The organism is Lysobacter sp. CA196, assembly GCF_052078695.1.
In the GTDB taxonomy this organism is placed as follows: domain Bacteria; phylum Pseudomonadota; class Gammaproteobacteria; order Xanthomonadales; family Xanthomonadaceae; genus Lysobacter.
Genome location: NZ_JBQJIN010000009.1, coordinates 155,636 through 180,708, shown reverse-complemented (window position 1 = coordinate 180,708; position 25,073 = coordinate 155,636). Strand labels below are relative to the sequence as shown.

Here is a 25,073-nt window from a genome sequence, read left to right as displayed (position 1 = left end):
CGAGCGTCGCTGGGCTATCAGTTCCCCGCCGTGGTGTTCTTGCGCGAACTGGGCATGCCGGAGTTAGCAGCGAAAGTTCGTCAGAGTGTCTTCGATTCGTTTGCTGCACTTAGACGTTGACAGTGCATAACCAAAGAAAAGGCCTTCCTTGCAAGGGCACAAGCCCGCACGAGCGAAGCCAACGCAGGGATGCTCCAGACAGGCCATCCATGGCCTGCTTGCGCACGGCCCGCATCCATGCGGGCCGCCCTACGGGTCTTCTCTTGACCGGCAAAGCAGCAAAGCAAAGCAACAAAGCAAAGCCACAAAGCAAAGCAGATCAAAATATCGGCAACGGCAACGGCAACGGCGACCCACAAAAAAAGGGCCGGCATATGCCGGCCCTTCCTCTCCCCAATGCGAAACGACGATCAGCGCGGATTGCAGACCATGTGGCCGGCGCTGTAGCTGGCGGTGCGCACGCCCGATTCGCTGTAGACGCCCTCGCAGCTCAGCTGCGCCTGGCCGACGACCTTGCCGGCGGCGTCGAAATACACATAGAACTCGCCGATTTCGTCCGGACCCGGCGGGCGGGCCAGGGCGACGGTGGCGACGAGGGCGGCGACGAGGCCGAGACCGAGGGCGAAAGATTTACGCATGACGAACTCCCATCTTTGCTAAGCAGATTGGATACCCGGCGCGGTGACGGACACGGGGCCGGACAGTGGCGTGATCTTCGATGGTGCGGGCGCGCTGTGCGCCAAGCGTCGCTCACGCTCGACGGTGTCGTGCCGGTGCGCCGATCGCTCAGATCGGTGGTGCAGGACGAACGAGGCGACCGTTACTGTGCCGATGCGCGACATGGATCGTGCCGCGGCGAAACGGAAGGCGGCGATCGCCGGTCGATCAGATTTCAGGGTCGCAGATGAAATAACCGTCGCTGTAGTTCTTGGTGAACTTGCCCCAGGATTCGCGGGTGTTGTCGCAGCGAATGGCCGAGTAGCCGACGACGGTGCCGTTGTCGTCGTAGTAGGTGTAGAACTGGCCGGGGCCGGTGGGACCGATTGCAGCGACTGCGGCGCCGACCGCGGCGAGCGCCGCGAAGCCGAGCGTCAGAGCGAGTTTCTTGCGCATGGGTGTTTTCTCTTCGGATGCCGGCAGGACACCGGCGCCACGACGCTAGGACCCGGGTCGCGATTTCTCAATGTGCCATCGCGACTCGATTCGTATCTTTGTGACGCGGTTCCGAAGCGCAATCGCAAATTGCTAATTCCTGCACAAAACGCATTGCGCCCCGGCGAGGGCCGCCGCCGCAGTCATGAACGCGGCCGCGCTTGCCAAGCGGCGGTCGGCTGACTTAGGCTGCGCGAGCAGTCGCGGATTCCCATGCCAGCCGGCCCCGTCTCCCGACCCGTGTCAGATGCCGCCTCGTGCGGCGCCGCCATCCAGCGGCATCGCGGCCCCAGCTTCAGCCTGAGGGCGCGAGATCCAACCGTAGTGCCGGCTCGCTCGTGCTCCGTGGTCTGTCCCCTACGACCTGGAGCTTGCGATGAAAGTACTGGCCTGCGATGGCATTCACGAAGACGGTCTGGCCCTGTTCCGCGATGCGGGCTGGGAAGTCGTCGTATCCGAACCGATCAAAGACACCGCGGTGCTGGCCCAGGCCCTGGTCGGCGTCGACGCCGTGCTGGTGCGTTCGGCCACCAAGGTGCCGGCCGAGGCGCTCGCCGACGCCGCCCAGTTGCGGGTGATCGGCCGTGCCGGCGCCGGCGTCGACACCATCGACGTCGAGGCGGCCACCGAACGCGGCATCGCGGTCATGAACGCGCCCGACGGCAATACCCTGGCCGCGGCCGAACATGCGATCTCGCTGCTGTTCGCACTCGCGCGCCACATCCCGCGCGCCGATGCCGGCATGAAGGCCGGCGAGTGGCCGAAGGCGGGCCTCACCGGCTTCGAACTCGAAGGCAAGAAGCTCGGCGTGATCGGCCTGGGCCGCATCGGCGGCACGGTCGCGCGCAAGGCGCAGGGCATCGGCATGGAAGTCGCCGCGCACGATCCTTTCCTGCCGGCATCCGCGGCCGGCAAGGGCAGCGTGCCGCTGAAAACGCTCGACGAACTGCTGGCCTGGGCCGACGTCGTCACCCTGCACATCCCGCGCACCAAGGAAACCACCAACCTGCTCTCGGAAACGAGCATGCGCGGAATGAAGAAGGGCGCCTACCTGATCAACGCCGCGCGTGGCGGCCTGGTCGATGAGGCCGCCTTGCTGCAGCTGATCGAAGAAGGGCATATCGCCGGCGCCGCGCTCGACACCTTCGTCACCGAACCGCTGCCTGCCGACTCGGCGCTGCGCGCGAACGCGAAGCTGATCCTGACCCCGCACCTGGGCGCATCGACCAGCGAAGCGCAGCAGGCGGTGAGCACGATCCTGGCCCGCCAGATCATCGATTTCGTCGCCACCGGCGCGGTCGCCGGCTGCGTCAACCTGCCGCCGCTGACCGCCGAAGCCGCGCGCGAATCCGGCCCGTGGATGCCGCTGATGTCCTCGCTCGGCCGCCTCGCCGCGCGCCTGGTGCCGGCGCCGACGCGCCTGGAAATCACCTATGCCGGCCGCACCGATGCGCTCGACACGCGTCCGCTGACGCGCCTGCTGGTCGCGGCCTTGCTCGGCACCGCCTCGGGCCGCGTCACCCCGGTCAACGCCTTGCAGGAAGCGGCCGCACGCGGCCTGACCGTGGCCGAGACCCTCGGCGGCGACGGCGACGGTTTCGACCGCTTGCTCAAGCTGCGCGTGGTCGGCGAGAAGCGCACCCGCGAAATCGAAGCGACCTTGCACCGCGGCCCGCGCGTGGTCCGCCTGGACGGCGTGGAGATCGAATTCGATCCGCAGGCGCACGTGCTGTTGCTGCGCAACGAAGACCGTCCCGGCATGATCGGCGCGGTCGGCTCGCAGCTCGGCGCGGCCGGCGTCAACATCGTCAACTTCGCCCTCGGCGCGGCCGGCGACGGCCAGGCGCGCGCGGCGATCACCGTCGACCGCCCGGTCAACGAACAGCAGCTCGCGCTGCTGCGCGCGACGCCCGGCATCCTCTCGCTGGCGCAGGTCTGATCATGCGGATCTTGCTTGCCCGTCATGGAGAAACGCCGTGGAATGCCGAAGGCCGCTATCAGGGCCAGGAGGACATTGCCCTGTCGCCGGTCGGCGAAGCCCAGGCCACTGCGCTCGGCGCACGCTTGCGCGACGTTTCGATCACCCGCGCCGTCGCTTCGCCGTTGTCGCGCGCGCGCCGCACCGCCGAGCTCGCGCTCGGCAGTGAGCGCGCGAGCCTGTTGCAGTTCGACCCGGGCCTGATGGAAATCGCCCACGGCACCTGGGAAGGCTTGCTCGCCAGCGAAATCCGCGAGCGCGACGGCGACCGCCTGCGCGCCTGGCGCGACACCCCGCATGAAGTGTTGATGCCCGGCGGCGAATCGATCGTGCACGTGCTCGACCGGGCCTGGCCCGCGTTCGCACGCGCCTGCGAAGGCCTGCGTGCCGACGACACCTTGTTGATCGTCGCCCACGACGCGGTCAACCGCGTGCTGCTGTGCAAGGTGCTGGGCATTCCCTTGTCGAAGCTGTGGACCTTCCGCCAGGCGCCGACCACGCTCAACCTGCTCGAAGGCGACAGCGTGGACACCCTCGAGGTGGTGCGCTTGAACGACTGCAGCCACCATACCGCCTTGTTCGGCGAGGCGGTGCATCGGGCGTTGTGATGGGTATGGATGGACAGGAACGGACGCCTCTGCGGAGGCGCCCGTTTTTGTTTTGGGGTTACACGAGTGTTCGCGATGCGATTTTCGGGCAAGCCGTGATCCATCTTTAAGTTGCGGTTGCACCGGATCGAAGCCTGAAGTTGCTCTTGCCGAGCCTTCGCCTAGTCTTTTTGCCTTTGCCTTTGCCTTTGCCTTTGCCTTGGCTTTTGTCGTTGCTGTTGCTGTGCGTCGTTTAAGCCTCGCGAAGGCGATAGAAGACCCGGAGGGCGGCGCGCATGGATGCGCGCCGTTTTTCATCGGGACATGGATGTCCCGTATGAAAAATCCCTGCGGATGCATCGCTCGTGCGGGCTTGTGATTCAAAGAAAAGCATTTTTCTTTGGTTAGCTTTCTTTTGTTGCTTTAGACAAAAGAAAGTAACCCGCCGCTTTAGTGGCGGAAGCTCTTAGCGTTTGATCCTGATCCTGATCTTGATCTTGATCTTGCTTGAGCGATACGCCGCGAGACCGAAACGACGCGGTCGCGGCTTGCGCCGCTCCTACCCCGGCTCCAGCCGGAAGCGGCGCGAGGTTGGCGTCGCGGTCGCCGCTTCTAGGGTAGGAGCGACGCAAGTCGCGACATCGTTCTGGCGGCCTCCGGCGCAGCCTTCAAGCAAGAGCAAAGCTTCCGCCCGCTGACGCGGCCGGGTTACTTTCTTTTGCTGGCCCAAAAGAAAGCTAACCAAAGAAAAGGGCTTTCCTTGACGAAGCTCCCTTGCGAGCACGCAGCTTGCGCCGGGATTTTTCGATAAGACGTCCCTGTCTTATCGAAAAACGGCGCACGTCCTGTGCGCCGCCCTCCGGGTCTACGGTTGCATCGCAAGTTCGACACTGCGCCAAGCTTTCAAAGCAACAGCAACAGCAACAGCAACAGCAACAGCAGCGACAACAGCAACAACAGCAACGACAGCAACAACAGCAACAACAGCAACAACAGCAACAACAACAGCAACAACAGAGTCGACAGCCCATTGCAGCCGAGCGCCCTCGCTGGCCTCGACCGCGCCGCCGCCGTCCAGGCCCGCATCTCCCCTCACCCCAACGCCTGTGTTGCAATAACCCCCGCCGCAGGACGCGGTGCGATAGCAGGGAATGGCGGTGTCGAAATTCGCATGCAGATTTGCGGCCGTGCTGGCCATGTTGTTCGCCGCGCCGGTCGCGGCGCAATCGATCGGTCCGGGCGAGGGAGCGCGGATGCCGTCCGGCTGTCCGAGCGGCGGGCAGTCGTGGCCGGCGCCGAAGTATCCGACGGAGGTCTTCGGCGCCGCCGGCACGGTGACGCTGGTGCTGGATATCGACCGCTGCGGTCAGGTCGATCAGGTCTGGATCGAAATGAATTCGGGTTATGAAGCGCTGGACCGCGCCGCGGTGGAGACCGCGAAGAACTGGCGGGTCAGTCCCGAGTATCGCGACGGCACGGCGGTGGCGTCGCGGGTGCGGGTGCCGGTCGACTTCCAGGCGCCGTCGCCGGAGCAGATCGCCGCGCATATGGCCCGCGCCCAGGCCAAGTGGGACCAGGTCTGGCCCTTGGCCCAGGTGCCCGAAGTCGCCGCCGCGCGCGACGGCAGCCTCGACGGTTTCCTGCCCGATGCCTTGCCGATGGAGGAGGGCAGCGTGACCGAGCTGATCGCCAGGGCGCGACGCGAAGGCCACGAGTTGTCCGGCGGCGAGCTGGGCTGGCCGGCACTGCGCGTGAGCGACGACGGTGGAGCGTTCCAGTGGCTGTTGATCGAAGACGGTCATCCGGCAGCGCCGTCGCTGGTCCGCCAGCGTCTGGTCAGCGACGGCAAGAAATCCTTCTACGTCAGCCGCGTGCTGTGCGGCGCGGCCAAGGCGTCGGCCTGCGCGAAGCTGGAACGCACGGTGCGGGCCTGGCCACGCCAGCGTCCGGGCCAGCCGCTGTCGCAGCGGTTGTCGGCGGAACCGCCGTTGCCGCCGAAGCAAAGCCCGACCCTGCGTCCGCTCGGCCCCTCGCGGCTGGTCCCGGAGGACTCGAGCGCACCCACCGATCCGAACGCGCGGCCGGCCTGGCAGCGCGGCTGAGGGGGCGAACCGCCAGCGCCGGTCGCTCATCCGGTGCGCCGCATCTGCGAGAATTCGCGCCATGCAACGCACGCTCGCCGACTGGCTCTCCCACATCGAACGCATCCACCCCAAGTCCATCGACATGGGGCTGGAGCGCATCCGCATCGTTTCCCGGCGCCTGGGCCTGAAGCGCCCGGCCCGCAAGGTCGTCACCGTCGGCGGCACCAACGGCAAGGGCTCGACGGTCGCCTTCATCGAGGCGATCGCGCGCGCCGCGGGCTGGCGCGTCGGCGCCTACACCTCGCCGCATCTGCTGGCCTATAACGAGCGGGTGCGGATTGGCGGCGTCGATGCCGGGGATGCCGCTCTGGTCGAGGCCATCGAGGCCATCGAGGCCGCGCGCGGCGAGGTCGTGCTGACCTATTTCGAATACGGCACCCTGGCGGCGCTGTGGCTGTTCGAGCGTGCGAAGCTCGATCTGGCGATCCTCGAGGTCGGGCTGGGCGGGCGCCTGGACGCGACCAACCTGGTCGACCCGGACGTGGCGGTGATCACCACCGTCGACATCGATCATCAGGATTACCTCGGCCCGGACCGCGAGAGCATCGGCTTCGAGAAGGCCGGCATCGCCCGCGGCTGGAAACCGTTGATCCTCGGCGACGACGACCCGCCGTCGAGCGTGCTGCGCCATGCCTACGCGATCGGCGCTTCGGCGGTGCGCGCGGGCTGCGATTTCTTCTTCGAGGCCGTGCCGCCGGACGCCGAACGGCCCGATGACGGGCCACGCTGGCGTTGGCGCGAGGTCGGCTACCGCGTCGAGCTGCCGATGCCGGCGCTGGCCGCGCCGGCGCAGATGCGCAATGCCGCGGTCGCGGTGGCGGCGCTGCGCGCCTTGGGCAAGTCGCCCACGCGCCAGCAGTTCGCCGAGGGCGTGGCGGCCGCGCACGTGCCCGGCCGTCTGCAGCGTTTCGAACGCGACGGCATCGAAATCGTGGTCGACGTCGGCCACAACCCGCAGGCCGCGCGCGAGTTGGCGGCGTGGCTGGCCGCCGCGCCAGCCCCGGGCCGGACCCACGCGGTGTTCGCCGCGCTGGGCGACAAGGACGCGGCCGGCGTGGTCGCGGCCTTGCAGGCAGGCATCGACGCCTGGCACTTGGCCGGGCTGGCCGACAGCGGTCCGCGCGGGGTCGAGGTGGAGGCGTTCGCCGAGCGCCTGCGCGATACCGCGGCCGGCGCGGGCAGCCGGCATGCCGATGTCGCCGCGGCGCTGGCGGCGGTGCGGGCACAAGCCGGTGCCGGCGATCGCATCCTGGTGTTCGGCTCCTTCCATACCGCCGCCGCCGCGCTGGCCTGGCTGGCGGCGAATTGAGCCGGTCGGCTGCGTGTCCGGCGTCCCTGACGGCGGCGGGAGCCTTGCGGCGGCGGACTTTCGTTGCCAAGGATTCTGAATACAACGCTCCGGGCCAGGCATGCACACCGGTGCCTGCCCGTCGCGGGGGTATAATTCGCGCCGGTAACCGGCCCTGCGAGTGATCGAGTAGCGATGGAACCTGCCCTGAAACAGCGATTGATCGGTGCGATGGTCCTGGTCGCACTGGCGGTGATCTTCCTGCCCATGCTGATCAAAGGGCCCGCGCCCGAAAGCGGCGCCTCCGATGTTCCCTTGACCTTGCCGGATGCGCCTGCGGGCGAAACCGAGACCCGCGAACTGCCGTTGGTGACCCCGGGCGATGCGCCGCAGGGCGGCGTGGTCGGCATGCAGCCGGCCGACGTCACCCAGCCGGCCCCGACCGGCAGCGACACCTTGCCGACCGTGGACACCGCGGCCGGCGCCAAGACCATGCAACCGGCCTCCACCGCCGGCGGCGATTACGCGGTCAGCTTCGGCAGCTATGCCAGCGCCAGCGACGCCGACCGGGTGATCGCGGCGCTGCACGCCGCCCGCCTGCCGGGTTATCAGGAAACCGCCGCCGGTGCCGGCGGCCGCACCTTGTTCCGGGTCCGGATCGGGCCGTTCGCGACCCAGGCCGACGCCGAGGCGGCGCGACTGGGTTCGACCAAGGTCCGCAAGGACGTCAACGCCAAGGTCGTGGTGCTCAACGCCGACGCGGCCGAGCCGGCCGATGCGGCCGTCGCCACCACCGCGCCGGCTGCTTCGGCGCCGTCGGTGAGCGCGCCGACGCCGCTGGCCGAGAGCAAACCGCTCAAACCCGCACCGCTGCCGGCGGAAACGCCGAAGCCGGTCGCGGCCAAGCCCGCAGAAGCCAAGCCCGTAGAAGCCAAACCGGCCAAGCCTGTCGAAACCAAACCTGTGGTCCCGGTCAAGCCCGCCGAAACCAAGCCGGTGGCGACGACCAAGCCGGTCGAGACCAAGCCCGCTGCAGCGAAGCCTGTGGAAGCTGCGAAGCCTGCGCCGAAGCCGGCCGCCGCCGGCACCGGTTTCGCGGTCCAGTTGGGTGCGTTCGGCAACGTCGACGAAGCCAACAAGCTACGCGATCGTGCACGCGCCGCTGGCTTCAGCGCCTTCGTCGAACAGGTCCGGACCGACAAGGGCACGCTCAACCGCGTGCGCCTGGGCCCGGTGGTCAATCGCGCCGACGCGGACAAGTTGAAGGCGCAGGTCGCCGGCAAGCTCGGCGTCGGCGACGCACTGGTCAAGCCGCACCCGTGACGGATCGCGGCGTGGCCTGCAGTTGAATACATCGGTGCAAGGCGCGCCGGTGAACGGCGCGCCGCTCGAGCGTGCGCCAGCGACGAGAGGGAGCGTCACGCTATGACAGCACTGGATTGGGGTTTGTTGTTGATCGTCGGCTTGTCGGCGTTGCTCGGCATGCTGCGCGGTCTGATCGGCGTGGCGGTGTCGCTGGCGGCGTGGCTGCTGGCCGGCATCGCCGCCTACGTGTTCGGCGGCGAAGTCGGGCGCAGCCTCGGCGACGGCGAGATGGGCTGGCTGTCGTATCTCGGCGGCTATGCGCTGATTTTCGTGGCGGTGTGGATCGGCGTCGGCCTGTTCGGCATGGTGGTGCGGCGGATCGCGCACTCGGCCGGCTTGTCGGAGATGGACCGTTTGATGGGCCTGGGCCTGGGCGCGGTACGCGGCGTGTTCTTCGCCTGCGCCTTGCTGGTGGTGCTGGGCATGACGACCTTGCCGCGTGAGCCGGCATGGCGCGGTTCGATGGTCGCCGCGATGCTGATGCCGGGCGCGGAACTGATGCGCGCGGCATTGCCGGACGGGATGGCGCGCAAGGTCGACCTGGAAGGGCGCGGCACTTCCTTGCAGGCGACGGTCCAGGCCGAGGCCAAGAATCTGGAAGACAAGCTGCCCAAGCTATCGGGCGGATTGCCGGGCGGACTGTCGGACATGATGCCGAGCGGCGGCGGTATGGACTCGCTGCCGCAGGCCGTACCCGAAGGCCTGTCCGGGGCCTTGCCGGATGGCCTGGCCAAGGGCTTGCCCGACGTGCTGCCCGAGGCGGTGCGCGACATGCTGCCGCAGAAAGGCCAGCAAGGCGCGCAGTCGGGCGCGACGGCGACGCAGATCAAGGGCGACCCGGCCAAGGTCGGCGCCGACCGCGGCCAAGACGACAAACGCGTTCATTAGCAACAACAACGACTCTCAGCAGGATCAAGCGCTATGTGCGGCATTCTCGGTATCGTCGGCAACACGGATGTCGCCGCTCAGCTTTACGACGGACTTACGGTGCTGCAGCACCGCGGCCAGGATGCGGCCGGCATCGCCACCGCCGATGGCGCGCGCTTGCGCGTGCACAAGGGCAACGGCCTGGTCAGCGACGTCTTCAACGAGACGGCGATGCGCCTGCTCGAAGGGCGCGTCGGCATCGGCCATTGCCGTTATCCCACCGCCGGCAGCGAAGGCTCCGACGAGGCCCAGCCGTTCTACGTCAATTCGCCGTTCGGCATCGCGCTGGCCCACAACGGCAACCTGATCAACACCGACATGCTGCGGCGCGAGGTGTTCGAGCAGGACCGCCGCAACGTCAACACCGAGTCCGACTCGGAAGTGTTGCTCAACGTGTTCGCCCACGAGCTCGACCGGCATCGCGCGCTGACCGCCGATTCGGCGTTCGCCGCGATCGAAGGCGTGCACCGCCGCTGCGTCGGCGGTTACGCGGTGGTCGCCACCGTGCTCGGCCTGGGCCTGGTCGCGTTCCGCGACCCGCACGGCATCCGTCCGCTGGTGCTCGGCAAGCGCAACACCGGCGGCCAGGACGAGTATGCGGTGGCGTCGGAATCGGTGGCTCTCGACCTGCTCGGCTTCGAGCGCGTGCGCGACGTGCGCCCGGGCGAAGGCATCGTGGTCACCCCGCGCGGCGAGTTGTTTACCCGCGCCTGCGCGGAGCCGCGCCAGCACTCGCCGTGCATCTTCGAGTACGTGTACTTCGCCCGCCCCGACTCGATGATGGACGACGTCTCGGTGCACAAGGCGCGCATGCGCATGGGCCAGACCCTCGGCGAGAAGATCCTGCGCCTGCGCCCGGACCACGACATCGACGTGGTCATCCCGATCCCCGACACCTCGCGCGATTCGGCGCTGGAAATCGCCAACACCCTCGGGGTGAAGTACCGCGAAGGCTTCATCAAGAACCGCTACGTCGGCCGCACCTTCATCATGCCGGGGCAGGGCGAGCGGGCGAAGTCGGTACGCCGCAAGCTCAACCCGATTCCGCTGGAGTTCCGCAACCGGGTCGTGCTGTTGGTCGACGATTCGATCGTGCGCGGCACCACCTCGCGGCAGATCGTGCAGATGGCGCGCGACGCCGGCGCACGCAAGGTCTACCTGGCCTCGGCGGCGCCGCCGGTGCGGTTCCCGAACATCTACGGCATCGACATGCCCTCGACCGACGAGCTGATCGCGCACGGCCGCACCGACGAGGAAGTGCAGACCCTGCTCGGTTGCGACTGGCTGATCTACCAGGATCTCGACGCGCTGGAGCAGGCGGTGTCCGGGCCGAAGCACCGCATCGACCACTTCGACTCGTCCTGCTTCAACGGTGAATACGTCACCGGCGTGGAGCCGGGGTATTTCGAGCGCATCCAGCAACTGCGTTCGGACGAGGCCAAGAAGACGCGTCGAGCGTCCTGAGCCCGGGGTGCGCGCGGTGACTTCGCTGTTCGACGCCGCGCGCGCCTGCCTCGACGCGTCCACGCCCGAGGCCAAGGTCGAACTGACCTTCGCCGCGGCGCAGGCTTTCGCGCGCGGCGAGCTGGCGGTGCCGCAGGACGCGCCGCCGCCGCAACCGATCCGCATGCCGGGCCGGCCGGCCAGGCCGGCGCTGGTGCATCCGCGCGAACTGCCCAAGCGCGGCTTCGGCACGGCCGACGGCCGCGCGGCGTTCGTGCACGCCATCGCCCACATCGAATTCAACGCCATCGACCTGGGCTGGGACGCGGTCTATCGTTTCCGCGGCCTGCCGGCGCAGTTCTATGCCGATTGGGTCGGCGTGGCCAACGACGAGGCGCGGCATTTCAGTCTGTTGCGCAACCGCCTGTGCGAGTTGGGCTACGACTACGGCGATTTCGGCGCCCACAACGGCCTGTGGGAAATGGCCGAGAAGACCGCCCATGACGGTCTGGCGCGCATGGCCCTGGTGCCGCGCGTGCTGGAAGCGCGCGGGCTCGACGTGACCCCGGGCATGATCGTCAAGCTGCGCTCGCTCGGCGACGAAGCGACGGTGGCGATCCTCGAAACCATCCTGCGCGAAGAAGTGGCCCACGTCGCCGCCGGCTCGCATTGGTACCGTTGGTACTGCGAACGCGCCGGCATCGACCCGTTGCCGCGTTTCCGCGAATTGCTGGCCGAGTACGCGCGCGCCGTACTGTACGGGCCGTTCAATTTCGACGCGCGCAGCGCCGCCGGTTTCGACGAAGAAGAGCTGCGCATGCTCGAGGCCTTCGCCGTACGCTGAGCCGCCGCGGTCGTCGCGACGAGAGCGCATCCTCCTTAGAGCCCCTCTCCCGTTGACGGGAGAGGGGTTGGGGTGAGGGCCGCTGCAGGCGCAGCACCTACGCTCCACCACGCTATCGACGCCAACCCCCGGAATGAGACCGCGTTGGCGCTACTCAGGCGCCGGACGACCGTTCGTCCGTGACGCCACGCCGCGTAAAGTCGCGGCCCGGGCCCTGTGCCATCGTCGGCCTTCCGATCCAGGGGAGGGATGGCATGCACAGGCAATGGATACGCGTGGCGACGGTGTTGGCGACGGCACTGGTGTTCGGTCTCGCTGCGACCGCAACCGCCGGCGCGCAGCCGGCGAACCTCGGCACCGCCGATTACGCGCGCGCCGAAAAAGTCCTCGACTACCACCTCAAGGGCCGGATCAAGAACGCCCGGGTCGAACCGCATTGGTTGTCCGACGGACGTTTCTGGTATCGCCGCGATGGCGAGCATGGTGCGGAGTACCTGCTGGTCGATCCGGCCGCGCGCACTCGCGGCCCCTTGTTCGATGCCGCGCGCCTGCGTGCCGCCGCGAGCGCGGCCCTGCCCGCGGCGCCGCTCGCGCCCATCTCGGTCAGTCTCGAATCGGTCGGTCCCGAGAACAAGGCCTTGCATCTGCGCCTGCCCGGCGACTCGAAGCACGAGCTGTCCTGCGATCTGCTCGCCTACCGCTGCGCGCCGGTGCCGGCGATGACGCCGGACCGCTACTGGCTGACCTCGCCGGACGGCCGCCGCGCGGTGTTCGTGCGCGACCACAACCTGTGGCTGCGCGACCTGCGCAGCGGCGAGGAGCGCGCTCTGACCCACGATGGCGAGGCCCACTTCGGTTACGGCGAACTGCCCGATTTCGCCCTGCACGCGGTGCAGACCCAGCAAGGCCAATGGAAGGTGCCGCCGTTCGCGCTGACTTGGTCGCCGGACGGCAAGCGTCTGTTCGGTACGCGCTACGACGAACGCAAGGTCGAGCCCTATCCGATGGTGGCGATGGCGCCGGAACACGGCTTCCGGCCGCAGGTCCACTACATCCGCCTCGGCCTGCTCGGCGACCGCGAGGCGGCGCGCGACGAGTGGTACAGCATCGATGTCGAGCGCGGCGCCACGCGCAGCATCCGCCTGCCGCCAGGCTGGAACGGCGCCATCGAAGCCGACGTGCTGGGCTGGTCGCCGGACCACCGCCGCGCGTACGCGGTGACCGCGCGTTACGACCACCCGGCGCGGATGCGCCTGGTCGAGGTCGGCCTCGACGACGGCAAGGTGCGCGAGGTAATCGAAGAGCGATCCGACACGCGCGTGCAGCTCAACGATTTCATCTACAGCCGTCCGGCGGTGCGCGTGCTCGCGGCCAGCCATGAGGTCGTGTGGTTTTCCGAACGCGACGGCTGGGGCCATCTGTATCTGTACGACTTGCGCGACGGCCGCATGATCCGGCGCCTGACCGCGGGCGATTGGCTGGTGCGCGACATCATCGGCATCGACGAAGGCAAGCGGCAGTTGTACTTCACCGCCGGCGGGCGCGAGCCGGGCGATCCCTACGAGCGCAGGTTGTACCGGGTCGGGCTGGACGGCGGCGAGCCGCGCCTGTTGACCCCGGAAGCCGCCGACCATGACCTCGACAGCGGCGTCAGCGTGATCCTCGGCGGCGAGGCGCTCGACTTGTTGTCGCCGACCGGCACCGCGGTGGTCGACAACTATTCCACTCTCGACACGCCGCCGCGCACCGTGCTGCGTTCGACGCAAGACGGCGAAGTGCTGTTGGAACTCGAACATGCCGATGCTTCGGCCGTGCTCGCGGCGGGTTGGAAGGCGCCGCAGCGGGTCAGGCTGAAGGCAGCCGACGGGCGCACCGATCTGTACGCGACCGTGTTCTTCCCGCCCGGCTATTCGAGCGAAGGTGCGAAGCCCGCGCAGTACCCGATCATCGACGCCTTCTACGGCGGCCCGCAGGTCACCAACGCGCCGGTGGGCTTCGCCGAAGCCGCATCGGCGATCAATCCGGTCTCGCGCTCGAGCCTGGCCGCGCTGGGGTTCGTCGTGATCACCATCGACGCACGCGGCACGCCGGGACGTTCGCAGGCCTTCCACGATGCCAGCTACCACGGCGGCTTCGCCGATACTCAGGTCGACGACCACGTCGCCGCCATCGGCGAACTCGCGGCGCGTTATCCCGGCCTCGACCTGGAGCGGGTCGGCGTCTACGGCCATTCTGCCGGCGGACACGCCTCGGCGCGTGCGATCCTGCGGCGCCCGGACTTCTACAAAGTGGCGGTGTCGTCGGCGGGCAACCACAACCAACAAGGCATGTACGGCGGCGGTATCAACGGCCTGGAACGGATACTCGCCGGCGCGCCGGACTACGGCGCCAGCGGCGTGCTGCGACCCTCGCCCGATGCGGTGCCGGCCAACTACGTCGCCAACGACAACGCCGTACTGGCCGCGAACCTGCGAGGCAAGTTGATGCTGGTCTACGGCGACCTCGACGAGAACGCCTTGCCCGCGGTGACCATCCAACTGACTTCGGCCCTGATCAAGGCCAACAAGGACTTCGACCTGCTGTATCTGCCCAACCAGAACCACGAACTGTTCCGCAACGACGCCTATTACACCCGGCGCATGTGGGACTACTTCGTCGAACACTTGATGGGGGCGAAACCACCGCAGGACTACCGGCTGCAACCGCCGCCGAAGCAGGGTGGCGGGGGGTATTGATTCGGGTTCGCGCGGTGCCCGCGCCGCTTAATCGGCGCGGGATGAGTTTTCGCCTGGATTGAAACGGGTCGGTGTGGCTTCGATGTGGCGAGATCCTTGCGCTCTCGCAGGCACGCTCGTGTCCGGATGATGACGATGCGCTTCAGAGCGCTGTTTTTCAGCGCATCCCGTGATCGTCGGCGCATAGCGTCTTTGCCGAATCCACCAACTGACGCGGTTCTGAAATATCCCGTTCACACCGAATCGACAGACTTGCGGGCTTCGCTCTGACGCCGCCCAAGAGCGGACTGCGCATTACGCGCGGCGGCCACTCTGATTTGGAAGTTCCCTGAAATGACGACGAAGACGACGCTCCTCGCCGCCTCGATTCTGTTCTGCCTGTACGCCGGCAACAGCTTCGCCGCAGAAACCATCACTGCCTCCGCCACTGCTGCCGCTGCCGATCCGGCCACCGCCGCCGTCGGCGCGGGCGCGGTCGACGACGCCACCACCCTCGACGCGGTCTCCGTGGTCGGTACCGGCCAGACCCGCCAGGTGCAATCGCTGGGCAAGCAGGATCTGCAGCGCGTAGCCGCCGGCACCAGTCCGCTCAAGATCATGGCGAAGCTGCCGGGCGTGCACTTCCAGAGCTCCGATCCCTGGGGCAACTACGAGTGGTCCAGCAAGCTCAGCATCCGCGGCTTCTCGCAGCAGCAGCTCGGTTTCACCCTCGACGGCGTGCCGCTCGGCGACATGAGCTACGGCAACCACAACGGCCTGCACATCAGCCGCGCGATCGCCTCCGAGAATCTGTCGGGCGCCGAGCTCTCGCAGGGCAGCGGCGCGATCGACACCGCGTCCTCGGGCAACCTCGGCGGCACCTTGCGCTTCTTCAGCGCCGACCCGATGGCCGAGTACGGCCTGCGCCTGGCCCAGACAGTCGGCAGCGACGCCACCAGCCGCACCTATGCGCGCATCGACACCGGCGACCACAACGGCTTCAGCGCCTACCTCAGCGGCGTGTTCCACACCACCGACAAGTGGAAGGGCGAGGGCCCGCAGCGTAACGGTCAGTTCAACGGCAAGTTCGTCTATGCCAACGACGAGGTCAAGATCACCGGGTATGCCGCGACCTCGCGCCGCCGCGAAACCGACTACGCCGATCTGTCGCTCGACTCCGCGCGCCGCCTCGGCATGGATTGGGACAACTACGCCAACGACTGGCAGCGCGCGATCGACGCGGCCAACGGCAAGTTCAGCGGCGGCGTGACCAGCCTCGACGATGCGTACTACATCGCCCGCGGCGTGCGCGACGACGACCTGGCCTACCTCAGCGCCGACTGGAACGTCAACGACGACCTGGTGCTGGCGGCGACCGTGTACTACCACAACAACCAGGGCCAGGGTCACTGGGCGACGCCGTACGCGGTCTCGCCGACCGTGCCGCTGCGCATGCGCACCACCGAGTACGACATCGAGCGGACCGGCATCATGCCGAGCCTGACCTGGCAGATCGGCGACCACCGCCTGCAGGCCGGCCTATGGCTGGAGAAGAACGCCCACGGCGTGCAGCGCAACTTCTACGACCTGCAGCGCAACGAAGCGCCGAACGAGATCTTCTTCTACCGCAACCCGAGCGCGCGCGTGTTCCGCCAGCGCTTCGATACCGATACCCGCCAGTTCTATGTGATGGACCACATGGAGTTGATCGGCGGCCGCCTGGCGATAGATGCCGGCTTCAAGGGCCTGCGCGTGGAAACCGACGGCAAGACCCTGATCGGCGGCGCCAGCCGCGCGAGCGGCAAGCTGGTTTCGGAAGACAACTTCCTGCCGCAGCTCGGCGCGCGCTGGCAGTTGAGCGAGCACGAGGAAATCTTCGGCTCCTACAGCGAAAACCTGTCGGCCTTCCGCACCGGCGTCAACGGCCCGCATTCGACCTCGCAGGCCGCGTTCAATGCCGCCGTCGCCTCGCTGGAACCGGAAAGCTCCAAGACTCTGGAAGCGGGCCTGCGCACCAGTCGCGAGCAGTTCGAGGCTTCGCTGGCGGTGTACCGGGTCGACTTCGAGAACCGTCTGCTCGCCATCGCGCGTTGCGCCGGTATCGTCGGCTGCGCGTCGAGCTTCGCCAACGTCGGCGACGTGGAAAGCCGCGGCGCCGAAGTGACCGTGGTGTGGAAGCCGTTCGCCGGCTTCAGCTGGTACCACTCGCTGGCCTTCAACGATTCGCAGTACGAGTCGGATTATCTCGACGGCACCACTCTGGTCCGCACCAAGGGCAAGCAGGTCGTCGATGCGCCCAAGCGCCTGTACGCCACCGAAGTGCGCTGGGAACGCGACGGCCTGTCGCTGCAGCTCGGCGCCAAGTACACCGACAAGCGCTACCTGACCTACCTCAACGATTCCTCGGTCTCGGGTTTCTGGGTGGTCGACGCCTCGGCGTCTTACGAGTGGAAGGAGCTGTCCTGGGCCGACGCGTTCAAGCTGCAGTTGAACCTGACCAACGCCTTCGACAAGCAGTACTTCGGCAGCCTCGGCACCAACGGTTTCGTCGCTTCCGACCCGCGCGGCCTCAACTACACCGTGCAGTCGGGTGCGCCGCGCCAGGCCTTCCTGACCGCCGAGGTAAGGTTCTAAGTCGCATCGGTCCCGATGCGGCGGGGCGCTTGGATCGGGCTCGATCCAACCGTCTCATGCGAGCGCCCGGACTTCGCGTCCGGGCGTTTTCGTTTCTGCGACGGAGCCGTAGGCGGCTCGCTCAGTCCAGCGCCTGCAGGCGGGCGCCGTCGCGGTCGACGCGCAGCACCGAGCCTTGCTCGTACCAATCGCCGAGCACGATGCGCCGGCAGGCGTGTCCAGCGACGTCCAACTCGTGCACGGCCGGGCGATGGGTGTGGCCGTGGATCATGCGGTCGATGCCGTAGCGCGCGAAGGTGTCGGCCACCGTGGCCGGCGACACGTCGGTGATGGTTTCCATGCGGCCCTCGTCGCGCAGACCGGCCTGATGCGCCTTGCTCGCGGCGCGCGCCTGTTGCGCGAAGGCCAGGCGTGCGGCGAGCGGCTGCGACAGGAACTGCGCCTGCCAGGCCGGGTGCCGGGTCTGGGCGCGGAACTGCTGATAGGCGAGGTCGTCGGTGCACAGCAGGTCGCCGTGGCCGATCAGGGTCGGGTGGCCGTACAGCGGCACCACCGCGGGGTCGGGCAGCACGCTCATGCCGGCGCGCCGCGCATAGTCCTGACCGAGCAGGAAATCGCGATTGCCGCGGATGAAATACACCGGCACGCCGCTGTCGGACAGGGTCTTGAGCTCGCGCGCGACGTAGGCGCCGGTCTCGGACGGGTCGTCGTCGCCGACCCAGGCTTCGAACAGGTCGCCGAGGATGTACAAGGCCTCGGCGCCGCGGGCTTCGTCGCGGACGAAGCGGCCGAACAGTTCGGTGATCTGCGGACGCTCGGCGTCGAGATGGAGGTCGGAGATGAAGAGGGTCGTCATGGGCTTAGTTTAGCCACGCCGGTTAAGGGCGCGTGGTGGGCGATGGACGGCGCTCCGTCGGCCGGCCGAGGGATGAGCGAGCCGGGGCGAGCTCGGGATCGGTTCCGGCTTTCGTCGGGACGACGGGACCGGCGGCTGCGGCAGGTGCCGGAGCCTGGCTCGTAATCGGTTCGAACCCCTGCACGGGCGCCGGTTCGCGGCTTTTCCCGACGCCTGCGCCCCGGCTCCGTTAAAATCCCCGGTCTCCCTGGATTCACCGAGCCCCGCATGACCTGCCGCACCCGTTTCGCCCCCAGTCCCACCGGTTACCTGCACATCGGCGGCGCGCGCACCGCGCTGTACTGCTGGCTGGAGGCGCGCCGCGCGGGCGGTCAGTTCATCCTGCGCATCGAGGACACCGACCAGGAGCGCAGCACCCAGGCCGCGATCGACGCGATCCTGGAGGCGATGCAATGGCTGGGCCTGGACTACGACGAAGGCCCGGTCTACCAGACCCATCGTCTGCCGCGTTACCAGGAGGTCGCCGAGCAGATGGTCGCGGCCGGCACGGCTTATTACGCCTACGAGACCAAGGAAGAGTTGGCCGCGGCGCGCGACGCGGCGATGGCGGCGAAGGAGAAGCCGCGTTACAGCGGCGCCTATCGCGACCGCAACGAGCCTTACCGGGACGACCCGAACCGGGTGATCCGCTTCAAGAACCCGCTCGACGGCACCGTCGTGTTCGAGGACAAGGTCAAGGGCCGCATCGAGATCGCCAACAACGAACTCGACGACCTGGTGATCTTCCGCGCCGACGGCTACCCGACCTACAACTTCGCCGTCGTCGTCGACGACCTCGACATGCGCATCAGCGATGTCGTGCGCGGCGACGACCACGTCAACAACACCCCGCGCCAGATCAACATCTATCAGGCGCTGGGCGCGCCGGTGCCGCATTTCTCGCATCTGCCGATGATCCTCGACGAAGAGGGCAACAAGCTGTCCAAGCGCACCGGCGCGGCCGACGTCATGCAGTACCGCGACGCCGGTTATCTGCCGCACGCGCTGCTGAACTACCTGGTCCGCCTGGGCTGGTCGCACGGCGACCAGGAAATCTTCTCGATCGAGGAGATGACCCGCTTGTTCGAGCTCAAGGACGTCAACTCCAAGGCCTCGCGCCTGGACTCGGCCAAGCTCGGCTGGCTCAACCAGCAGTACCTCAAGAGCGACGATCCGGTCGCGGTCGGCCAGCACCTGGAATGGCATCTGCTCCACAACGGCTACGACCTGGCCAGCGGCCCGGCTCCGGCCGACGTGGTGATCGCCTTGCGCGACCGCGTCCAGACCCTCAAGGACATGGCCGAGCGCGCCTCGGTCTGGTACCGGCCGCTGACCGAGTACGACGATGCGGCGGTCGCCAAGCACCTGACCGCGAATGCGCGCGCGCCCTTGGCTGAGGCCCGTGCCCGCCTGGGCCAGCTCAGCGCCTGGACCACCGAGACCGTGTCGGCGGCCCTGCACGAGACCGCCGAAGCGCTGGCCATCGGCATGGGCAAGGTCGCCCAGCCGCTGCGGGTGGCCATCACCGGCACCCAGGTCAGCCCGGACATCTCGCATACGGTGTACCTGGCCGGCCAGGCCCAGGCCTTGCAACGCATCGACGCCGCCCTCACTAAACTCCCTGCGTAGGAAGCATCGCGCCGCGATAATGGAGTCCGCCATGAGCACCAGCCACGCCTGTACCGATCCCCAGCACCACGTCCACGACGGCAACGCCTTCGTGCAGGAGGTGGAGCGGGCCTGCGAACAGCGCGGCTTGCGGCTGACTCCGATCCGCGCCCATGCCCTGCGCCTGATCGCCGACGCCGGCAAGCCGATGAAGGCCTACGATCTGCTCGACCAGATGAAGGCCACCCACGACGCCGCCGCGCCGCCGACGATCTACCGCGCCCTGGATTTCCTGCTCGAGCACGGCTTCATCCACAAGCTCGCCTCGATCAACGCCTATGTCGGCTGCCATCACCCGGGCGGCGCTCAACACGCGGTGCCGTTCCTGATCTGCGACAGCTGCCAGTCGGCGACCGAGCTGGAAGACGAACGCATCGTCGACCTGCTCGAAGGCCGCGCCCGGGCGCTCGGTTTCGTGCCGCAGGCGCAGACCCTGGAAGTGCACGGCATGTGCGCCGACTGCGTCGCCGCCAAGGTCTAAGCTGATTGGGGACTCGGGACTCGGGACTCGGGACTCGGGACTCGGGATTCGGGATTCGGAACCGCGTAGCCGCGCGAGTTCCTCCCTCTGAGCCGTCACCGCGAAAAGCGCCCCTTTGAAAATTCGCCCCCTTTGCAGAAGGGGGCTGCGCCTTACGTTGTTTGAAGTCGGGCGAGGCTGGCTGGCGCGGGGGATTTGGCTTCAGATCGCGATGATCTGCGAAGCAAAAGCAAATCCCCCCCTAACCCCCCTTTTTCAAAGGGGGGGGAAGTCACGCATCTCGATGATGCGCAAGCTTCTGATGATCCGCACCTTCGGATATAGGGCCGCTCGAAGTCGCCCCCTTTGCAGAAGGGGCTGCGCCTTGCGTTGCTTGAAGTCGGGTGAGGCTGGCTGGCGCGGGGGATTTGGCTTCACGTCGCGATGATTTGCGAAGCGAAAGCAAATCCCCCCTAACCCCCCTTTTTCAAAGGGGGGAACTGCTAGGTAGATGCGTCGGGGCGTGAGCCGTGGTCTACGCCGCAACTCAAGCCTTCGCCGGCACCAAGCCCGTCATGACCGGTTTCGCTTCGCGGATCGGCAGGTTCGCCAGCGCGGCCAGCAAGGCCAGCACGATGTCGGCGTACCACATCCAGGTGTAGTCGCCGAACTTCGCCATCGCGATACCGCCGAACCAGGCGCCGAAGAAGCCGCCGATCTGGTGCGAGAACAAGGTCAGGCCGAACAAGGTGCCCAAGTAGCGCGGCCCGAACAGTTTGCCGACCAGGCCTGCGGTCGGCGGCACCGTCGCCAGCCAGGTCAAACCCAGGCCGGCGGCGAACAAGTAGAAGGTCAACGGCGTCGGCGGCGACAGCAGATAGATCGCGATCATCGCCGCGCGGCCGGCGTACATCAGGGCGAGCAGGTGCTTCATGCGATAGCGCTGGCCGAGCCAACCGGCGGCGAGGCTGCCGGCGATGTTGAACAAGCCGATCAGGGCCAGCGACACCGCCGAGACGTTATCCGACAAACCGCACAAGGCGATTTCGCCGGGCAGGTGGGTGACCAGGAAGGCGATGTGGAAGCCGCAGGTGAAGAAGCCCAAATGCAGCATCCAATAACTCGGGTCGCGCAAGGCGATGCGCAATTGCGCGCGCAAGCCGATCTCGACCGGCGCTGCAGCGGCGACGGCGCCGTGCGCAGCAACTGGCGGCGTGCGACGCCGCAACGGCCAGGCCAGCGGCAGGGTCGCGATGGCGGCGACGGCGAGCGTCCACATCGCCATCATCCAGCCTGAGGCGGCGATCACCGCCTGCACCAGCGGCGCGAACACGAACTGGCCGAGCGAGCCGCCGGCGTTGATGAACCCGGCCGCCATCGAGCGCTTTTCCGCCGGCAAGCGCTGCGCGGTGGCGCCGATCAGGATCGAGAAACTGCCGGCGCCGGCGCCGGCCGCACCGAGCAGGCCGAGCGTCACCATCAAGCCCCATTGCGACGACACGAACGGCGTCAGCCCCATGCCGGCGATCAACAACACGCCGCCGAACACCAACACGCGCCCCGGCCCACGTTGATCGGCCAGCGCGCCGAACACCGGTTGCACCGCGCCCCAGACGAATTGACCGATCGCCAGGGCGAAACTGATCTCGGCGATGCCGAGCCCGGTGCTCTGGCCGATCGGTTTGACGAACAAGCCCTGCGACTGGCGGATGCCCATGGTGATCATCAGCATCGCGGTGGCGGCGAGCAGCAGCGGCCAATAGGACGCGGGTTTGATCGTGGGCGGAGAGGACGTCGTGCTCATGGGATTCTCGGCGGCAGAGGAAACTGCGGGGAGGGGTTGGGCGAGCGTGGTGTTCGCGAGCGAGGAACTTCAGGAACGAGGAACTTCAGTGCGTTTCCGGCGAATGCAGTCGCGCGGCTGTTTGCGGCGACTCCCGCGCAGGGCAACTTCGCTGAAGCGAAGCGCCGGCTCTCGCGGAGTGGCGAACGGTAAGTAACTCGCAGTATTTGCCCGATCCCTCTGTCGATGCTGCGAGGCTCGAATGCGCGTCGGTGAGGATCGACGCTGGTCTGCTGCTCTCGTCATTCCCGCGAAGGCGGGAATCCAGAGACCTCGAGCGTTTTTGCATGAAAGGCTTCGAGCATTCGGTTCCGCCGATGCAGGACGCAATGCGCTTTCGCCGGAACGAGGCAAGGAACCCGGAGCGGATCGTGCGCATCGGCGCGCTCATGGCCCGTCGTCCTGCAACTGTGCGATCGCGCGGTCCAATTGCGTGTGCAGGGCGGCGATGCCTTCGGCGCCGAGCCCACGGTCGATGGCGTCCTGCGCCTGTCGCCATAGCGGTTGTGCGCGTTCGATCACGCGCTGGCCTTCGGCGGTGATGCGCAGGCGGCGTTGGCGCGCATCCACGCCGGCCACGGTCTCGATCCAGTTCGCCTGCACCAGCGGCTTGAGGTCGCGGCTCAGGGTGCTGCGGTCCATGCCGAGTTCGCGTGCGATCTCACCGAGCGGGCGGCCCTGGCCGCCGGTGCGGCGCAGGATCGAGTACTGGTTGAGGTTGATCCCGGCCGGCGCCAGAGCCTGGTCGTAGCGCTGGCTCATCAGCCGCGCGAGTTTGCGCATGCGGAAACAGGTGCAGACGCTCTGGGTCGGCGTCGGCGTCGGCGTCGGCGTCGGGGTGGGGGTGGGGGTGGGGGTGGGGGTGGGGGTGGGGGTGGGGGTGGGGGCAGATTCGGTTCGGGCGCTCATTGGGTGTATATACACCTAATTGCGTCGTCACCGCAAACGCCGACACGAGGTCGGCGTCTGGGCCACGGGGAAGCGTCAGGTCACGACTTGGAAAGAGATCGTTGCGAACCCCGAAGTCAGGTGGCGCCCATTGGACAAAGTGCCATCAGAAGAACACCCGCACGCCGAAATCGACGCCGCGGCCCGGCAGGACCACCGTGTCCTTGAGGAAGGAGGTGTGCACGCGCGCTTCCTGGTCGGTCAGGTTGCTGCCGTTGAGGAACACCTCGTAACCCAGATTGCCGGCGTCCCAGTGGTAGGCCAGGTGGGCGTCGACCAAGGTGTAGCCATCGGTCGCGGTTTCGTTGGCGGCAACCTTGTCCTGCTTCATGTAACGCGTCGCACCAAGCGAAGCGCGCCAGGAATCGGCGTCCCAACGCAGCTCGCCGCCGACCCGGCCGGGCGCGATGCGCGGCAGGTTGCCGCCGTTGTCGAGCTTGGCGCGCACGCTGTCGCCGAACACGCGCACATCGAACTTGCCGGCGTCGCCGTCGAACAGATGCGCGATCGCCTCGCCCTCGAAACCGGTGAACTTGGCGTCGGCCTGGCTCCACTGGCGCACCGGGCTGTCGTCCTCGATCTCGCCGGTGTCGAGCAGATAGATGAAACCGTCGAAACGGGTCTGATAGGCGGCGAGCTTGGCCTCGAATTTCGCGCCGTGGTAGTGCACGCCGAGCTCGACCTGGTTGGCGCGCTCCTTGCGCAGATCGGCGTCGCCGATCTCGAACGACGCGGTCGCCGCGTGCAGGCCGTGGGCGAACAATTCCTCCTCGGCCGGCGCGCGTTCGGCGCGGTCGAGGTTGAGGCTCAGGCGCCAGGCGTCGCTGAATTTCCACAGCGCGCCGGCGGACAGGCTGACCGGGGTGAAATCGCGCTTGGCCGCGCCGAACGGCGAGCTTTCGATCTTGTCCACGCGCGCGCCGAGTTCCAGCTGCAGCGGGTCCCAGGTGCGCTGCTCGGTGACGAACAGGCCGGCGGCGCGGGTCTTGGTCTTCGGCACGAAGGCCTCTTCGCCGATCGCCTGGAACTTGCGCTCGTAGCCCTGCACGCCGACCGCGCCGACCCAGCCGGCGAACGGCTTATGGGTCAGTTCGAGACGGCCTTCGGTGGCATCGCTGAGGAAGCGGGTGCCGACTTCGTCGCCTTCGAATTCGATGTGTTCGTATTCGGTGTTGGCCACGCTCGCGCGCAGGCCGCTGAAGATGCCGAAGGCCTGGTTGACGCCGCCTTTCAGCTCGAAGCGGTTCTGCTTCATGTCGATGTGCACCGGCGCTTCGCCTTCGAGCGCGTCGCCGGGTTCGCCGGGATTGCCGTAGCGGTCTTCGTAACGTGCGGCGGAGAAGCCGAGGAAGCCCAGGTCGCCGACCAGCGAGGCGCCGAGTGCGCCGGTCTTGGTGTCGACGAAGCTGTTGCGCTGGCGGCCGAGCGGGGTCTCGTAGTCTTTGTTGTTGCGGTACACGCCGTCGGCATGCAGCACCAGCGCGCCGTCGGCGCCCATCGCATCGACGCGGGCCATGCCGGTGACGCCGTCGTTGACGGTGTCGTGGCGGATTTCGGCGCGGCCGGACACGGTCTCGTCGAGCGGGCGCTCGGCGATGCGGCCGTCGACCACGTTGACCACGCCGCCGATCGCGCCGCTGCCGTAGAGCAGGGTGGCCGGGCCCTTGAGCACTTCGATCTGGTCGGCGAGGAAGGGCTCGACGGTGACGTTATGGTCCTGGCTGACGGTGGACACGTCCTGGCTGGCGAGGCCGCCGGTCAGCACGCCGACGCGCGGGCCTTCCAAACCGCGAATGATCGGGCGGCCGACGCCGGCGCCGAAGTTTGAGCTCTGCACGCCGGGCAGCTTGCCGATGGTCTCGCCGAGGGTGGCGCCGCGCGCTTCGTCGAGCTTTTCGCCGGCCAGCACCTCGACCGGCTGGGCCAGTTCCTCGGCGCTGGACTGCAATGGGGTGGCCGTGACGACGACGGCGTCGAGGCTGGTAGCCTTGTCGTGGCGGGTGTCGCTGGCGGTGCCGGCGGGCGGCTCCTGGGCACCAGCCTGGGCCGTGGCCAATACGGCCGGCAGGGCCAGGGTCAGGGCGAGAGTGAGCGCGCTGCGACGTGCGCCGAGGAATGAACGGATGGGCTTGGGCATGATGAACCGGCTGACGATGAACTGGCGGGGGATGGTGAAATGTTAT

At 67.7% G+C, this 25,073-nt stretch carries 18 protein-coding genes; 12 read left to right on the top strand and 6 right to left on the bottom strand.

All coding sequences use genetic code 11. The annotated features are described in order from the left end of the window. Positions 1–410: 410 nt before the first annotated feature. Positions 411–638 (bottom strand): DUF6289 family protein, encoded by a 228-nt coding sequence (locus ACTOWK_RS11115; RefSeq protein WP_441330230.1) that lies wholly within the window; start codon positions 636–638, stop codon positions 411–413. 247 nt (positions 639–885) lie between these two features. After that, the gene (locus ACTOWK_RS11110) at positions 886–1,113 is read right to left on the bottom strand and encodes a DUF6289 family protein (protein WP_031374244.1); all 228 of its coding nucleotides are present in this window, start codon (positions 1,111–1,113) and stop codon (positions 886–888) included. A 415-nt stretch (positions 1,114–1,528) separates the two neighbouring features. On the opposite strand from ACTOWK_RS11110, the gene serA reads away from it, so the two are divergent. The 10 genes from serA (at position 1,529) to ACTOWK_RS11060 (ending at position 17,076) form a co-directional block, all read left to right on the top strand. Continuing rightward, a complete protein-coding gene (serA, locus tag ACTOWK_RS11105) occupies positions 1,529–3,091 on the top strand; it encodes a phosphoglycerate dehydrogenase (protein ID WP_441330229.1) in 1,563 nt (520 codons plus the stop codon). Between the two features lie 2 nt (positions 3,092–3,093). Next, positions 3,094–3,738, top strand: a complete 645-nt coding sequence (locus ACTOWK_RS11100; RefSeq protein WP_441330228.1) for a histidine phosphatase family protein — start codon at positions 3,094–3,096, stop codon at positions 3,736–3,738. A gap of 1,136 nt (positions 3,739–4,874) precedes the next feature. Further along, positions 4,875–5,819 carry an energy transducer TonB gene (locus tag ACTOWK_RS11095; protein ID WP_441330227.1) on the top strand — a complete coding sequence of 315 codons (945 nt, stop codon included), beginning with the start codon at positions 4,875–4,877 and terminating at the stop codon, positions 5,817–5,819. A 61-nt stretch (positions 5,820–5,880) separates the two neighbouring features. After that, a complete protein-coding gene (folC, locus tag ACTOWK_RS11090; RefSeq protein ID WP_441330226.1) occupies positions 5,881–7,170 on the top strand; it encodes a bifunctional tetrahydrofolate synthase/dihydrofolate synthase in 1,290 nt (429 codons plus the stop codon). A 174-nt stretch (positions 7,171–7,344) separates the two neighbouring features. After that, positions 7,345–8,472, top strand: coding sequence for an SPOR domain-containing protein (locus tag ACTOWK_RS11085; protein ID WP_441330225.1), 1,128 nt, complete (start codon positions 7,345–7,347; stop codon positions 8,470–8,472). Between the two features lie 102 nt (positions 8,473–8,574). Continuing rightward, positions 8,575–9,402, top strand: coding sequence for a CvpA family protein (locus ACTOWK_RS11080; RefSeq protein ID WP_441330224.1), 828 nt, complete (start codon positions 8,575–8,577; stop codon positions 9,400–9,402). 33 nt (positions 9,403–9,435) lie between these two features. Beyond that, the gene (gene purF, locus ACTOWK_RS11075; RefSeq protein WP_441330223.1) at positions 9,436–10,905 is read left to right on the top strand and encodes an amidophosphoribosyltransferase; all 1,470 of its coding nucleotides are present in this window, start codon (positions 9,436–9,438) and stop codon (positions 10,903–10,905) included. 7 nt (positions 10,906–10,912) lie between these two features. After that, positions 10,913–11,728 (top strand): ferritin-like domain-containing protein, encoded by an 816-nt coding sequence (locus ACTOWK_RS11070; protein WP_441330222.1) that lies wholly within the window; start codon positions 10,913–10,915, stop codon positions 11,726–11,728. 254 nt (positions 11,729–11,982) lie between these two features. After that, complete coding sequence (locus tag ACTOWK_RS11065) at positions 11,983–14,463, top strand: DPP IV N-terminal domain-containing protein (protein ID WP_441330221.1); 2,481 nt, start codon at positions 11,983–11,985, stop codon at positions 14,461–14,463. Positions 14,464–14,796: 333 nt separating this feature from the next. Further along, positions 14,797–17,076 (top strand): TonB-dependent receptor, encoded by a 2,280-nt coding sequence (locus ACTOWK_RS11060; protein WP_441330220.1) that lies wholly within the window; start codon positions 14,797–14,799, stop codon positions 17,074–17,076. Between the two features lie 121 nt (positions 17,077–17,197). Here the strand turns inward: ACTOWK_RS11060 and lpxH are convergent, their stop codons facing one another. Further along, positions 17,198–17,932 carry a UDP-2,3-diacylglucosamine diphosphatase gene (lpxH, locus tag ACTOWK_RS11055; protein ID WP_441330219.1) on the bottom strand — a complete coding sequence of 245 codons (735 nt, stop codon included), beginning with the start codon at positions 17,930–17,932 and terminating at the stop codon, positions 17,198–17,200. A gap of 267 nt (positions 17,933–18,199) precedes the next feature. On the opposite strand from lpxH, the gene gltX reads away from it, so the two are divergent. Continuing rightward, positions 18,200–19,600, top strand: coding sequence for a glutamate--tRNA ligase (gltX, locus tag ACTOWK_RS11050; protein ID WP_441330218.1), 1,401 nt, complete (start codon positions 18,200–18,202; stop codon positions 19,598–19,600). 31 nt (positions 19,601–19,631) lie between these two features. After that, entirely contained in the window at positions 19,632–20,120 is a 489-nt protein-coding gene (locus ACTOWK_RS11045; RefSeq protein ID WP_441330217.1) for a transcriptional repressor, read from the top strand. Between the two features lie 526 nt (positions 20,121–20,646). Here ACTOWK_RS11045 and ACTOWK_RS11040 read toward each other — a convergent pair. From ACTOWK_RS11040 to ACTOWK_RS11030, 3 genes are all read right to left on the bottom strand, one after another. Beyond that, entirely contained in the window at positions 20,647–21,903 is a 1,257-nt protein-coding gene (locus ACTOWK_RS11040) for an MFS transporter (RefSeq protein ID WP_441330216.1), read from the bottom strand. A 426-nt stretch (positions 21,904–22,329) separates the two neighbouring features. Next, on the bottom strand, positions 22,330–22,725 hold the full coding sequence (locus ACTOWK_RS11035) for a MarR family winged helix-turn-helix transcriptional regulator (RefSeq protein ID WP_441330215.1): 396 nt from the start codon (positions 22,723–22,725) through the stop codon (positions 22,330–22,332). 271 nt (positions 22,726–22,996) lie between these two features. Beyond that, entirely contained in the window at positions 22,997–25,027 is a 2,031-nt protein-coding gene (locus tag ACTOWK_RS11030; protein ID WP_441330214.1) for a TonB-dependent receptor, read from the bottom strand. Positions 25,028–25,073: the final 46 nt, after the last annotated feature.

Coding starts and splice junctions, on each gene's coding strand:
- ACTOWK_RS11115 (WP_441330230.1), bottom strand. CDS start 638: ATGCGTAAATCTTTCGCCCTCGGTCTCGGCCTCGTCGCCGCCCTCGTC.
- ACTOWK_RS11110 (WP_031374244.1), bottom strand. CDS start 1,113: ATGCGCAAGAAACTCGCTCTGACGCTCGGCTTCGCGGCGCTCGCCGCG.
- serA (WP_441330229.1), top strand. CDS start 1,529: ATGAAAGTACTGGCCTGCGATGGCATTCACGAAGACGGTCTGGCCCTG.
- ACTOWK_RS11100 (WP_441330228.1), top strand. CDS start 3,094: ATGCGGATCTTGCTTGCCCGTCATGGAGAAACGCCGTGGAATGCCGAA.
- folC (WP_441330226.1), top strand. CDS start 5,881: ATGCAACGCACGCTCGCCGACTGGCTCTCCCACATCGAACGCATCCAC.
- ACTOWK_RS11085 (WP_441330225.1), top strand. CDS start 7,345: ATGGAACCTGCCCTGAAACAGCGATTGATCGGTGCGATGGTCCTGGTC.
- ACTOWK_RS11080 (WP_441330224.1), top strand. CDS start 8,575: ATGACAGCACTGGATTGGGGTTTGTTGTTGATCGTCGGCTTGTCGGCG.
- purF (WP_441330223.1), top strand. CDS start 9,436: ATGTGCGGCATTCTCGGTATCGTCGGCAACACGGATGTCGCCGCTCAG.
- ACTOWK_RS11065 (WP_441330221.1), top strand. CDS start 11,983: ATGCACAGGCAATGGATACGCGTGGCGACGGTGTTGGCGACGGCACTG.
- ACTOWK_RS11060 (WP_441330220.1), top strand. CDS start 14,797: ATGACGACGAAGACGACGCTCCTCGCCGCCTCGATTCTGTTCTGCCTG.
- lpxH (WP_441330219.1), bottom strand. CDS start 17,932: ATGACGACCCTCTTCATCTCCGACCTCCATCTCGACGCCGAGCGTCCG.
- gltX (WP_441330218.1), top strand. CDS start 18,200: ATGACCTGCCGCACCCGTTTCGCCCCCAGTCCCACCGGTTACCTGCAC.
- ACTOWK_RS11045 (WP_441330217.1), top strand. CDS start 19,632: ATGAGCACCAGCCACGCCTGTACCGATCCCCAGCACCACGTCCACGAC.
- ACTOWK_RS11040 (WP_441330216.1), bottom strand. CDS start 21,903: ATGAGCACGACGTCCTCTCCGCCCACGATCAAACCCGCGTCCTATTGG.
- ACTOWK_RS11035 (WP_441330215.1), bottom strand. CDS start 22,725: ATGCGCAAACTCGCGCGGCTGATGAGCCAGCGCTACGACCAGGCTCTG.
- ACTOWK_RS11030 (WP_441330214.1), bottom strand. CDS start 25,027: ATGCCCAAGCCCATCCGTTCATTCCTCGGCGCACGTCGCAGCGCGCTC.